Here is a 12,577-nt window from a genome sequence, read left to right as displayed (position 1 = left end):
GGACCAACTCGCCACGACGGACCAACTCGCCACGACGGACCAACTCGCCACGACGGACCAACTCGCCACGACGGACCAGCTCACGGCGACCCCTCGCGAGTCCGTTGGCGACTCCGTCGGCGACACGGCGCCGACCATGGTCAGCAAGACGGTGGACCCCGACGACTGCGCGGTCACGGCTGAGCCGGACCCCGTGACCGAGGGAGCACCAGCGATGGAGGCAGTTGCCGCGAGCGCAGCAGCTGCAAGAGACGCCGACGCGCTGGTGACGGTCGCTGGGTTCGGGATGCCGGGCACCGCCCAGGTGCGGCGAGGGTGGTTGACCAGCCTCGGGGACGGCACCGACCCCGACCTCGACACCACGAGCGACCCCACGAGCGACCCCACGAGCGACCCCACGAGCGACCCCACGAGCGACCCGGCGAGCGCCCGCACGAGCGACCGCGCGTCGGACAGCGGAGTGACGGTGCGCCACGAAGTGGTCGCCTGCGACACCGAGACCGGTGCCCTGATGGCCGTCGCGACCGATCCTGACAAGACCGGCCGTCAACGAGTCACCGAGTCGAAGGCTTACCGGCCACCTGCGGCGCTGATCGACCTGGTCCGGGCCCGCGACGGGCGATGCCGCTTTCCCGGCTGCACCGTCAACGCCCGCTTCTGCGACCTGGACCACGTCCGACCCTGGCCCCTCGGGCCCACCCACGCAGCGAACCTGATGTGCCTGTGTCGGCGACACCACCGCATCAAGCAGACCGTCCGGTGGCGGGTCCGCATCGAGCCCGACGCCACCGTCACCTGGACCGACCCGACCGGCAGGGTGCGCACCACCCTGCCCCAGGACTTCCTCCAGCTCGAGATCAGCCAGCGCGCGGACAGCCAGCTGGACGCGTCTCCATCCCAGGACCAGCCACGGCCAATCGCGCCTCAACCGGTCGCGCCTCAGCCGGTCGCGCCTCAACCGGTCGCACCGCAACCCGTCGCCTTCGTGTCACGAGTGACGCCGGTCCTCATCTGGTCTGCTTGGGAGGACGAGCTCGCCCACCGGATGTGCGCGGCTGAGCAGGTGATCGCTCGACGGTTCCGCCATGGCCCTCGCGCACGCGGGCTCGAGGTCCGCACCCGAGGGAGGGTGTTGCTTCTCGACGGAACCTACGGCGGGACCTGCCAGAGGACTCGACCCAGAAGGTCGGGCCGACGAGCTCGGGCGGACGATCCGCCGCCCTTCTGATCGCTACCTCCTCGCGCGGCGGGGACGGCAAACCCCCCGCCGCCGCCCAGCGACGAGAAAGGCCCCCACGCAAATGTGGGGGCCATCTCGGTTGGCGGAGGATAGGGGATTCGAACCCCTGAGAGCTTTCACTCAACACGCTTTCCAAGCGTGCGCACTAGGCCACTATGCGAATCCTCCGCCGAGGAGGCTACCTGAGCGAACGGCTTGCCCTGAAATCGCTTCCGATTCCCGCCTGATTCGCGCGTGGTTCGCTCGGGGGACCGCCTCATCCGCCTTTGTTCACGTCGGCGAGCCCTAGGGGCCGAGCGGATTCGCAGACCTGCTGGCCCCCCGTCTACACTGAGCGCAGGCACCCCGTGTGGTGGTACCTCTCCGAACTCCCCCAGGGCAGGAATGCAGCAAGGGTAGGAGAGCTCTTCCAGGTACGCGGGGTGTCCCTTTGTCTCGCGACGCCCACAAGCCCGGCGGGGGCGCGCCCCGAAAAGTCGGCCAACTGGCCGCAAATCTCGAGGTATGCCGCGTGCGCGCCTCGGCCGCCAGACCGAGACTCAGGCTCGGTGGCCTTCGTCGAGCAGCCGCACGCGACGCCGGCCGAACATCACGGCAGCGTAGGACGCGAGCACGAGGACCATCACCGCGTTGGACGCGCTGGAGCGGGTCAGCAGCGCCGAGGCCGCGACGCCTCCGATGACCGTGAGCAGCAGCGGTCGCGCGTACCAGAAGGCGACCGACATGACGGCCGACCCCGGCGAGAACAGCGACACCGGAGGGAGGCCGCGGAAGGCCGCCATGAGGTGCGCGCCTGCCACGAGGGCGACCATGGCCAGCGGCCACACGAGCGCGGCGACTCCGCCGGCCGAGGTCAGGGCGACCACGCCGCCTGCGAGCAGCGCCACGGCGGCATACAGGAGTGAGGGGGCGACGAGGTGGGCCAGCGCCTCCTGGCCGTAGGCGAGCCCGATGAGGGGAGGTGTCCCGGCGTTGTCGCCCTGCAGGCGCATCCCCTCAGCCCAGGCGCCGTAGCCGAGGTAGCACGCGACCACCCCGACGAAGGCGACGATGTTGGGCACTCCCGGAGTCGCCGCGTGCGCGAGGGCCCAGCACCCAGCCCCGGACAGGACCGCCCCGACGAGGAGCGCTCCGGGCGAGCGCCGCAGCCCAAGCAGGTCTCTCGCGGCGACCACGGCCACCGGCCCGCGGGCCCGCAACCGTCGCCGACGGAGCCGGGTCGTGGGGGAGGCGACGTCGAGCCTGGCCGCGCGCAGGTCGCCGGCGAGCACCGCACCGCCGATGGTCACGGCCCGGGCCGCCTGGGTGCGCAGCCCGACGTGGTGCAGGGCGCGCAGCGAGCGGACCTCACGCAGGACCGTCTCGGGACCCCGCGTGCCGGTGGGCCAGGACCGCACCTGTCCCCACAGCCAGGAGCCGGCGAAGCCGAGGCCGACAACGATGCCCCCGAGCGTCGTGGGCACCAGGGCCAGCGGCGAGGCGACGTCGGCGACCACCATGCCGGTGCCGATCACCGCTCCGCTCAGGAGTCCGCCGACGAGGCATCCGACGAGGCTGAGGCGCCACGAGCGTCGCAGCACGACGGCGCGGTCGAGGCCACTGACCACGACGTGGTCGAGATAGGGCAGGTCGGGCACCACCGGGCCCCGGACCGAGCCCAGTCGGTGCGCGAGGAGCAGGAGTGCCACGACGATCGCCGCGACCACGAGGACACCCTGGACTCCGGTCAGGTGACGCGAGAGCCACGCAGGGTCGACGAACTCGAAGAAGGCGCGCGACGCCGGGACGCCGTAGACGAGGGACGCGATCACGGCGACGTACGCGGCATACACGGCATTGCCGTTGCCCTCCTCGGGAAGGCCGCCCCGGATGACCTCGCGCGTCTGGGCGAGGCGTTCGCGGTCGGTCGTCGGCCCCGCGACCTCGTCGGTTGGCTCGCTCATGGGCCGACGACGTCGACCACCGCGTCGCCGATGGCGGCCGTCATGGTGGGGTCGTGGCAGGCGACGACCAGGGCGGCTCCGGCGGCCTTGCGGGCCAGCAGGATGTCGGTGAGCAATGCGCGCTTGTGGGTGTCGAGGCGCTGCTCGGGTTCGTCGAGGAGCAGCACCCGCGCCGGCCGGAACAGCACCATCGCGAGGTGGAAGAGGTGTTGCTGCCCGGAGGACAGCTCGTGCGGGAACCGTTCGGAGAGGTGGTCGACCTCGAGCTCGGCCAGCATCGCGTCGGCCCGCTCGTCGGCGGTGCCGATGGCCCCGCCCCACGTCGAGTCGATGAGGACGAGGTGGTCGATGAGGGTCAGGTCGCGGTATGCCGTGGGCGAGCCGATGAGGGCAGCCACCCGCGCGCGCGTGGCGGGGTCGCGTTCGTCGAGCGACTGCCCGTCCAGGCTGGCCGTGCCCGACGAGGGGTCGAGGGTGCCGGCGAGGATCCGCAGCAGGGTGGTCTTGCCGCTGCCGTTCTCCCCGCGCAGGACGACGCACTGTCCGGAGGTGACGGCGACGTCGACCGGCCGCAGGAGCACGTTGCCGTCGATCTCCTTGGCGACTCCGGTGGCCGACAGCGTCACCGGTTGAGTCGTCCCCTCCGCGCCCGAACCCGGCTCGGCGGTGGGCTGTCTGCGGCGTGCGAACATCTGTCTCCTTCGTCGCCGCAAGTGTGCCACCCGGGTCTGGACGCCCGAGGCACGCGGACGCCGCGGATGTCGTCGGGGGCGACTAGGGTTCCCGAGGTGAGCACCGCGTTGTACCGCCGCTACCGGCCCGAGACCTTCGCCGACGTCATCGGCCAGGAGCACGTCACCGAGCCCCTGATGCAGGCGCTGCGCACGGGCCGGGTCAACCACGCCTACCTGTTCTCGGGGCCGCGCGGGTGCGGCAAGACGACCAGCGCGCGCATCCTGGCCCGCTGCCTCAACTGTGAGCAGGGGCCGACGCCGACCCCCTGTGGCACCTGCGACTCCTGTGTGGCGCTCGCCCGCGGCGGCGCCGGCAGCGTCGACGTCATCGAGATCGACGCGGCCAGCCACGGTGGTGTCGACGACGCCCGTGACCTGCGCGAACGCGCGTCCTACGGCCCGGCCCAGAGCCGCTACAAGATCTACATCATCGACGAGGCCCACATGGTCACGCCGCAGGGCTTCAACGCCCTGCTCAAGATCGTCGAGGAGCCGCCCGAGCACGTGAAGTTCGTCTTCGCGACGACCGAGCCCGAGAAGGTCATCGGCACGATCCGCAGCCGCACCCACCACTACCCGTTCCGGCTGGTCCCGCCCGGCCAGCTCTCCGACTACATGGCCAGCCTCTGCGAGCAGGAGCGCGTGGCCGTTGCGCCGGGCGTGCTGTCCTTCGTGACGCGCGCCGGTGGCGGGTCGGTGCGCGACTCGTTGTCGGTGCTCGACCAGCTGATCGCCGGCTCCAGCGACGAGGGACTCACCTACGAGGGGGCCGCGGCGCTGCTGGGGTTCACCGACGCCGAGCTGCTCGACGCGATCATCGACGCCTTCGCCGCGGCCGACGCGGCGGGCGTGTTCCACCAGGTCGACCGCGTCATCGAGACCGGGCTCGACCCCCGCCGCTTCGTCGAGGACCTGCTCGAACGGCTGCGTGACCTGATCGTCGTGGCGGCGGTCCCCGACGGCGCGTCCTCGGTGTTGCGGGGTGTGCCCGAAGACCAGCTCGAGCGCATGCGTCAGCAGTCGGCCGCCTTCGGCGGCGGCGCCCTGTCGCGCGCGGCCGACATCGTCAATGCCGGACTGACCGAGATGACCGGCGCCACCGCGCCGCGACTCCAGCTCGAGCTCATCTGCGCGCGCGTGCTGCTCCCCGCCGCCTCGGGTGAGTCCGGGTATGCCGCGCGCCTGGACCGCCTCGAACGTCGCCTCGACGTCGAGGGCGTCCCGTCGGTGACCCGTGCAGCGGCGCCGGCCTCCTCGTCCGTCTCGCCGCCCGCTGCGGCGCCCGTTGCCGTCGCTGCGCCGCCCGTGCCGGCCCCCGAGCCGGTGGTTGTCGAGCCGGAGGTCGTGCGCGAGCAGGTGCCCGATGCAGGGTCACCCGAGCCGACGTCGTCCGAGCCCACGTCACCCGAGTCCACGTCGCCTGAGCCAGTGGTGGCTGAGCCCGCCGCAGAGGCGCCCCGGTCCGGCACACCTGGTGGTGGCATCGACGTCGCGGCCATCCGCCGGGCCTGGCCGGACATCCTCGGCTGGATCTTCAAGCACAAGCGCACGACGTGGACGCTGCTGTCCGAGCACGCGATCGTGCACGACTACGACGGCTCCAAGGTGGTGCTCGGCATCTCGACCGTCGGCATCGCCAACACCTTCCGTCACGGTCCGCACGCCGACCTGGTCCGTCAGGCCCTCATCGACGTGCTCGGCGTCGACGCGCGCGTCGAGGGGATCCCCACCCCCGACGCCGCCCTCTCCGCGCCGAGCGGCGAGGCCCACCCCACCGTCGCGCCCGCCAACCGGTTCCCGTCCGATGACCCGGCCGTCAAGGGCGACAACCCCGCGCCGTCTGGCGCCCGAGGCGGCACCGACGGTGATGCGGCGGGAAGCCCTGGTGGCGACGCGGCATACGGTGGCATTGCTGCCTCGAGCCCGCCGCCCGAGACCGGCGGCGGTTGGGCCACCGCATCCTCGGGGCCCAGCGGCGGTCCGAGTTGGGCCAGCGACGACCCGACGAGTGCTGCGCCTGCTCCCGCCGAGTCCGCACAGGGGTCGAGGCTGGCTGCGGCCAAGGCGGCGGTGGCGGCAGAGGCGCCGGCGCGGACTCCCGACACCTATGTCGCCGATGACAGCGCCGCCAGCGCCGACGACGAGGACATCGCCGAGCTGGGCGAGGTCGGCCGACCGGTGATCGAGCGGCTGCTCGGCGGCAAGGTCATCGACGAAGGACCTTGATCGCTTCGATGGGCATCGCTGAGCTCCTCACGCGTCCGACCGTGGCCGAGCGTGCGTCCTCGCTGCCGGGGGACGACGTCCTGGCACCCGCCGATGTCGTGATGGATCGTGCGTTCACCCTGGAGGCTCCCCCCGACGCCGTGTGGCCGTGGATCGTCCAGCTGGGCAAGCGACGAGCCGGCTGGTACTTCCCCGCGCTGGCCGAGCGAGTCGTTCCGCCCGCCCGTCGCGGCCTGCGGCGGATCGACCACCGACTCCAGGCGCTGTCGGTCGGCGACGTGGTCCCGGACTGGGGTGGGGCGGACGCGACGTTCACCGTGGTCGAGCTCGCACCGGCCCGGCACCTGCTCTACGGCTCGACCCGCGGCAGTACCCACCTGACGTGGTGCCTTCAGCTGACGCCGGTCGGTGGCCAGCTCACCCGAATGCACTTGCGCCTGCGCCTGGCGCCGGTCAGGCACCGGTTCGTCGCGGAGCACGGAGGTGGGTTGATAGACCAGCTCACCGTCATGGGCCTGGCAGCCGGGCTTCGCGAGCGGGTCCGCGCCACCAGCGACACCGCGAGGGCATAGGCTCACGGGTGTGTACGAAGGCGTGGTCCAGGACCTGATCGACGAGCTCGGGCGACTGCCCGGTGTCGGTCCCAAGAGTGCCCAGCGGATCGCCTTCCACCTGCTGCAGGCCGACGCGATCGACGTCAAGCGCCTGGTCGAGGTGCTCACCGAGGTCAAGGCCAAGGTGCGGTTCTGCGAGACCTGCGGCAACGTCGCGGAGTCCGAGCAGTGCCGGATCTGCGCCGACCCGCGCCGTGACAACACCGCCATCTGCGTCGTGGAGGAGCCGAAGGACGTGGTCGCCATCGAGCGCACGCGCGAGTTCCGCGGCCGCTACCACGTGCTGGGTGGCGCGATCAGTCCGATCGACGGTGTGGGGCCAGACGACCTGCGCATCAAGGAGCTGATGACCCGGCTGGCGTCGGCCGAGGTCACCGAGATCATCATCGCCACCGACCCCAACCTCGAGGGTGAGGCGACGGCCAGCTACCTGGCCCGTTTCCTGCGCCCCATGGGGTTGCGGGTGACCCGGCTCGCATCGGGGCTGCCCGTGGGTGGCGATCTGGAGTATGCCGACGAGGTCACCCTCGGCCGCGCATTCGAAGGCAGGAGGCTTCTCGATGTCTGACGATCTGAAGGTGCTGGCCGATGAGTCGGCCGCTGACGCCCGCGCCTATCTCTCGACGGTCACCGAGGTGGCCTCGGGGACGGCGCCCGATGCAGCCATCCCGATGACGCTCCTCGCGTTGTCCCAGGTGCTCGTCATGGGTGCCCGGCTCGGCGCCATCGAGGACATCGTCCCGGCCGAGCGGTTCGAGACCGACACGGTCGAGGCCGAGCTCGACCCGCTGCGGGCGGGCGTCGCCAACCTCTTCGAGGGACTCGACGAGTACGCCGACCTCGTCGACCCCGTCACCTCGACCGAGCTCGCCACCGGATCACTGTCCAACGACGTGACGGTCATCGCCGGTGCGCTCTCCCACGGCCTGCGGCACTACGACGCCGGGCGCGTGTCGGAGGCGCTGTGGTGGTGGCAGTTCAGCTACCTCTCCGACTGGGGCGAGCGGGCGGCCTCCGCCCTGCGCGTCCTGCAGTCCCTGCTCGGCCACATCCGGCTCGACGCCGACGAGGAGCGAGTCTCCGAGGCCGAGTTCGACGCCCTGCACCCCTGACCTGCTGACGATCGACCCCGTCACGCGAGTCCTTGAAGGATCTGCGACGTCAGAACGCGGTGGATCCTTCAAAGACTCGGGCGAGCACGCGGCATACCTCATCTGCGTGCGGAGCGCGCTGCGAGGCCGTCAGGCGATGCGGGTGCCGTTGGGCAGGCGGCGGATCGGTGTGCGCAGCCGCTGACCGGCCACCACCCCCGCGCCGAGGCCGGCGATCAGCAGGAAGCCGAGACCGAACGGCCAGACCGGAGCGCTCTCGAGGGCCTCGTCGAGCGGGTCCACATAGCTCCCGTCGGTGAACTCCCCCTGACCCTCGCCGATGAAGCTAGCGCATTCCTGTGCGACGTCGTCGGGTCCGTTGCGCGCCATGCGTGACCCGGCGCTGATCCAGCGCATCGGGGTGAAGCCGCCGGAGTAGATCCCGTTCTTCTTGCGCGGCTGCGAGGGTGCCGCGTCGGCGACCACGACGAACGGGTTGAGCGGCAGCATCCACCAGATCCGCTCCGTGTGCGCAACGGTCGCGCGGCGGGTGAAGGTGGTGCAGTCGGCGCGAGTCGGCTCGACCTGGCTCTTCTTGATCTGCTCGAGCTGTTCGGGCGTGAGGTTGGGGTCGCTCGGGTCGAAGGCAGGGGGCTGGTGGTTCTGGAACCACGACTCGGGGATGCCGTAGACCTTCTGCGTCTCCTCCTGCGTCACGAGGAAGGCGCTGAGCCCGAACCCGATCGTGGTGCCGAAGACGAGGGCGCCCATCGTCAGGTAGGTCAGCACGGCCGAGGCGACCGGTCGCGCCGTGAGGGTGGAGAACATCAGGCCGATCGAGCACACCACCGCAAGCACGAGGATCAGCACGAACAGGGACATCACGATGCGCCCCGCCGAGATGCCACCCTCGAACCACGCCCACGCCAGGAACGGCAGCGCGCTCGTGAGGAAGGCCAGCGAGATCGCCCAGGCCGAGAGCAGCTTGCCGAGCGCGATGTCCCACGGGGACAGGAGCGTGGTCTGCAGCGTCGCCAGGACACCGTGCTCGCGGTCGCCGTTGACCGAGGTCGCCGTGAGCGAGGGCACGATGAGCATGGACAGCCCCAGCACGAAGAAGACGACGATGTCGTACATCGCCGATCCCGAGCTGAGGTCGGGGTCGTTCGTCGCCCAGTAGGCGAGGAACGTGACGCCCGCGATGAGGACGACCCAGACCGCCAGCACGATCGGCCAGCGCGAGGTGCGGACTCGTTGACGCAGCTCGAGGGCCGCGATCGTCCTGATTCCGTGCCAGCTCATCGCCGGTCCTCCGTCGCTGCGAGGTAGGCGGACTCGAGGGCGCCCTGACTGGGGGCGAAGGCGATCACCCGGATGCCGTCGCGGACCAGGTCGGCGAGCAGTCGCGCGGCGTTCTCCTCGCCGGCCACCTCGACCTCGGTGAGGCCGCCTCCGACCCGGATGGCTGGCACGTGGTGTTCCTCGAGCCAGCTCGCGAGGTCTTCGGGGTCGAGCGAGTCGATGCGCCACGAGGCCATCGCCGTCGCGACGAAGCCCGCGTCGAGGCTCTGGGTCTCCAGGCTCCGTCCGCGGGCCACGATGACGGCGCGGTCGGCCACCTCTTGGAGCTCGGTGAGGATGTGGCTGGAGACCAGGACCGTCTTGCCTTGTGCCGCAAGGGATCTCAATACATCGCGCAGCTCGATGCGGCTGCGCGGGTCCAGTCCGGAGGCCGGCTCGTCGAGCAGGAGCACGCTGGGGTCGTTGATGAGGGCGCGGGCCAGGCCGAGCCGCTGCTTCTGCCCCCGCGAGAGGACCCGCGCGCGCCGGTCGGCGAGGTCGTCGAGGTGGACCGTGTGCAACAGCTCGTCGGTGCGGGCCCGTGCCCGGTCCGCCGGGATCCGGTATGCCGCGGCGATGGTGTGCAGCACCTCGCGCACCGTGAGCGCGTCCCAGGTGCCGAAGCCGTCGGGCATCCACCCGATCTTCGCCCGGACCTCGGTCGGCTGGCTGACGGGGTCGAGCCCGTCGATGCGGATCTGGCCCTGGTCCGGCACGAGCAGCGTGGCCATCATCAACAGCAGCGTCGTCTTGCCCGAACCGTTGGGACCGATCAGCGCAGTGACCTCGCCCGGCTCTGCCGTGAGGCTGATGCTGTCGACGGCGAGCACGTCCCCGAACGCTCGCCGCACCCCCTGTACCTCGATGCTCATGCGCGAAGGCTAGCGGTGCCCGACCGCCCTGCCATCGGCTTTCGTACTCACCCGCGTCCGGCATGCGGCACCCACGTCCCACGATGAGGACGGCAGTTATGCTGGCGACTCCGCACCGCCGCACCGCCGTCTCGGGTCCACAGGAGTTCCAACCGTGCCGATCGTCGTCCAGAAATATGGCGGCTCATCGCTGGCCGATGCAGCCAGCATCAAGCGTGTCGCCCGTCGGATCGCCGAGGCCAAGAAGGCCGGGAACGACGTGTGCGTCGCGGTGTCCGCCATGGGCGACAGCACCGACGAGCTGCTCGACCTGGCCAACCAGGTGAGCCCGCAGCCCCCGCCCCGCGAGCTGGACATGCTGCTGACCGCAGGCGAGCGCATCTCCATGGCCCTGGTGGCCATGGCGATCGCTGACCTGGGCTACACCGTGCGGTCGTTCACGGGCAGCCAGGCCGGCGTCATCACCGACTCCTCGCACGGCCGCGCCCGCATCATCGACGTGACCCCGGGCCGGGTCACCGACGCCCTCGACAAGGGACACATCGTCATCGTCGCCGGGTTCCAGGGCGTCAGCCAGGACACCAAGGAGATCACCACCCTGGGGCGCGGCGGGACCGACACGACCGCGGTCGCGCTGGCCGCTGCGCTCAACGCCGAGGTGTGCGAGATCTACACCGACGTCGACGGCGTCTTCACCGCCGACCCGCGAATCGTCCCGGCAGCCCGCAAGATCCACCGCATCTCCAACGAGGAGATGCTCGAGCTGGCGGCCTCGGGATCAAAGGTCCTCCACCTGCGCAGCGTCGAGTACGCCCGCCGGTTCCACATCCCCATCCACGTTCGCAGCTCCTTCTCAGCGAAGGAGGGCACCATCGTCACGGACAAACCAGTTGAAGGAGACACCGTGGAAGCCCCCATCATCGCCGGTGTCGCCCACGACCGCAGCGAAGCCAAGATCACCGTTGTCGGCGTCCCGGACCACCCCGGCAAGGCGGCGGCGATCTTCCAGACCTGCGCCGACGCCGAGATCAACATCGACATGATCGTGCAGAACGTGTCGGCGACCGAGACCGGCCTCACGGACATCTCGTTCACCTGTCCCAAGACGGACGGCCAGACCGGGGTCCACGCGCTGCGGAAGGTGCAGGAGTCCGTCGGCTTCGCCTCGATCCAGTACGACGACCAGATCGGCAAGCTGTCCCTCGTGGGCGCCGGGATGCGTTCGCACCCGGGAGTCTCTGCGACGTTCTTCAAGGCGCTCGCCGACACCGGCGTCAACATCGAGATGATCTCGACGTCCGAGATCCGCATCTCGGTGGTGACGCGGGCCGAGGTTCTCGACGATGCCGTCCGCGCGGTGCACTCGGCGTTCGGGCTGGACTCCACGGAGGGCGAAGCCGTGGTCTACGGAGGCACCGGCCGGTGACCTCACTGGCCTCGAAGGCCCCGCGCCCGACGCTCGCACTGGTCGGAGCCACCGGAGCCGTGGGGGCGGTGACCCAGCAGGTGCTCGCGATGCGGGCCGACATCTGGGGCGAGATCCGGGCTGCCGCCTGCGCGGAGGACGCCGGCACGGTCCTGGTGGTCTGCGGCCGCGAGGTGGTCGTCCAAGAGCTGTCGCCCGAGTTCTTCGACGGCGTCGACATCGCGCTCGTCGACGTCCCTGCACCGGTGGCTGCCCTGTGGGCGCCGATCGCCGCGGCCCGCGGGGCGGTCGTCATCGACAACAGCTCGGCGCTGCGTGGAGATCCCGACATCCCGCTGGTCGTCCCCGAGGTCAACCCCCTGCAGATCCGCAACCGGCCCAAGGGCATCATCGCCAACCCCGGTGCGACGACGTTGACGATGATCGATGCGCTCGGTGTCCTGCACGCTGGGTGGGAGCTCACCGAGCTGGTCGTGGCGTCCTACCAGGCGGCCTCCGGTGCCGGTCGGGTCGGCATGGGGCGGCTCTACGACGAGCTCGAGGTCGTGGCGGGCCACCGCGAGCTCGGACACCAGCCGGGAGACGTGCGACGCCTGATCGAGCACGAGCTCGGCGCCGATTCACCGTTCCCGGCGCCGCTGGCCCTCAACGTCATCCCGTGGATCGGGGTGGCGGCCGAGGACGGCTGGACGTCCGAGGAGCTCAAGATCCGAAACGAGACCCGCAAGGTGCTCGGACTGCCTGACCTGCGCGTCTCCGCGACCTGTGTCCGGGTGCCTGTCATCACGACGCACTCGGTAGCCGTCCACGCCACGTTCGCCCGCAAGATCGACGTCGCCGAAGCCCGGCAGGCCCTCGTCGAGGCGCCGGCCGTGGTCGTGCTGGACGACCCCGAGAGCCTGGAGTTCCCGACGCCGTCGGACATCGTCGGCTCCGATCCGCGCTTCGCCGGCCGGTTGCGCCAGGCGCTCGACTTCCCCAACACGCTCGACTTCTTCATCTGCGGCGACAACCTGCGCAAGGGCGCTGCGCTCAACATGGTGCAGGTCGCCGAGCTGGTCGCGAAGGACCTCGCCGTCGTCCGCTGACG

At 70.8% G+C, this 12,577-nt stretch carries 11 protein-coding genes, 1 tRNA gene and 1 other RNA gene; 8 read left to right on the top strand and 5 right to left on the bottom strand.

Features of this window, described 5'->3' with window-relative positions; all coding sequences use genetic code 11:
* On the top strand, positions 1 to 1,228 hold a 1,228-nt coding region (locus AC1DYG_RS16485; protein ID WP_477640948.1), incomplete at its 5' end, for an HNH endonuclease signature motif containing protein.
* 92 nt (positions 1,229 to 1,320) lie between these two features.
* On the opposite strand, the gene AC1DYG_RS16480 is transcribed toward AC1DYG_RS16485, so the two are convergent.
* Positions 1,321 to 1,408, bottom strand: a tRNA-Ser gene (locus AC1DYG_RS16480).
* A gap of 168 nt (positions 1,409 to 1,576) precedes the next feature.
* Here AC1DYG_RS16480 and ffs point away from each other — a divergent pair.
* Positions 1,577 to 1,675: signal recognition particle sRNA small type (gene ffs, locus AC1DYG_RS16475), an RNA gene on the top strand.
* A gap of 104 nt (positions 1,676 to 1,779) precedes the next feature.
* Here the strand turns inward: ffs and AC1DYG_RS16470 are convergent.
* Both AC1DYG_RS16470 and AC1DYG_RS16465 read right to left on the bottom strand, forming a co-directional pair.
* Positions 1,780 to 3,183, bottom strand: a complete 1,404-nt coding sequence (locus AC1DYG_RS16470; protein WP_477640947.1) for a hypothetical protein — start codon at positions 3,181 to 3,183, stop codon at positions 1,780 to 1,782.
* Positions 3,180 to 3,875: an ABC transporter ATP-binding protein gene (locus tag AC1DYG_RS16465; protein WP_477640946.1), complete on the bottom strand. Its 696-nt coding sequence runs from the start codon at positions 3,873 to 3,875 to the stop codon at positions 3,180 to 3,182. The genes AC1DYG_RS16470 and AC1DYG_RS16465 overlap by 4 nt, the downstream gene beginning before the upstream one ends.
* 66 nt (positions 3,876 to 3,941) lie before the next feature.
* On the opposite strand from AC1DYG_RS16465, the gene AC1DYG_RS16460 reads away from it, so the two are divergent.
* From AC1DYG_RS16460 to AC1DYG_RS16445, 4 genes are read left to right on the top strand one after another with little or no spacing between them, the layout of a single operon-like run.
* Positions 3,942 to 6,143 (top strand): DNA polymerase III subunit gamma and tau, encoded by a 2,202-nt coding sequence (locus AC1DYG_RS16460; protein WP_477640945.1) that lies wholly within the window; start codon positions 3,942 to 3,944, stop codon positions 6,141 to 6,143.
* A gap of 8 nt (positions 6,144 to 6,151) precedes the next feature.
* Complete coding sequence (locus tag AC1DYG_RS16455; RefSeq protein WP_477640944.1) at positions 6,152 to 6,715, top strand: SRPBCC family protein; 564 nt, start codon at positions 6,152 to 6,154, stop codon at positions 6,713 to 6,715.
* 10 nt (positions 6,716 to 6,725) lie between these two features.
* On the top strand, positions 6,726 to 7,325 hold the full coding sequence (gene recR, locus AC1DYG_RS16450) for a recombination mediator RecR (RefSeq protein ID WP_477640943.1): 600 nt from the start codon (positions 6,726 to 6,728) through the stop codon (positions 7,323 to 7,325).
* Positions 7,318 to 7,869 (top strand): DUF5063 domain-containing protein, encoded by a 552-nt coding sequence (locus AC1DYG_RS16445; RefSeq protein WP_477640942.1) that lies wholly within the window; start codon positions 7,318 to 7,320, stop codon positions 7,867 to 7,869. Before recR ends, AC1DYG_RS16445 begins: the two co-directional genes overlap by 8 nt.
* Positions 7,870 to 7,998: 129 nt before the next feature.
* On the opposite strand, the gene AC1DYG_RS16440 is transcribed toward AC1DYG_RS16445, so the two are convergent.
* Together AC1DYG_RS16440 and AC1DYG_RS16435 are read right to left on the bottom strand one after the other, a co-directional pair.
* Complete coding sequence (locus tag AC1DYG_RS16440; protein WP_477640941.1) at positions 7,999 to 9,150, bottom strand: ABC transporter permease; 1,152 nt, start codon at positions 9,148 to 9,150, stop codon at positions 7,999 to 8,001.
* Positions 9,147 to 10,061, bottom strand: coding sequence for an ABC transporter ATP-binding protein (locus AC1DYG_RS16435; protein ID WP_477640940.1), 915 nt, complete (start codon positions 10,059 to 10,061; stop codon positions 9,147 to 9,149). Before AC1DYG_RS16435 ends, AC1DYG_RS16440 begins: the two co-directional genes overlap by 4 nt.
* A 154-nt stretch (positions 10,062 to 10,215) precedes the next feature.
* Between AC1DYG_RS16435 and AC1DYG_RS16430 the strand changes: the two genes are divergently transcribed.
* Together AC1DYG_RS16430 and AC1DYG_RS16425 are read left to right on the top strand one after the other, a co-directional pair.
* Complete coding sequence (locus AC1DYG_RS16430) at positions 10,216 to 11,487, top strand: aspartate kinase (RefSeq protein ID WP_477617148.1); 1,272 nt, start codon at positions 10,216 to 10,218, stop codon at positions 11,485 to 11,487.
* Entirely contained in the window at positions 11,484 to 12,575 is a 1,092-nt protein-coding gene (locus tag AC1DYG_RS16425) for an aspartate-semialdehyde dehydrogenase (RefSeq protein ID WP_477640939.1), read from the top strand. The genes AC1DYG_RS16430 and AC1DYG_RS16425 overlap by 4 nt, the downstream gene beginning before the upstream one ends.
* Positions 12,576 to 12,577 lie beyond the last annotated feature (2 nt).

It is taken from the genome of Pedococcus sp. P1_H8 (genome assembly GCF_056405175.1).
The sequence above is the reverse complement of the archived record's forward strand: the minus strand, read 5'-3'. Positions and strand labels throughout refer to the sequence as shown.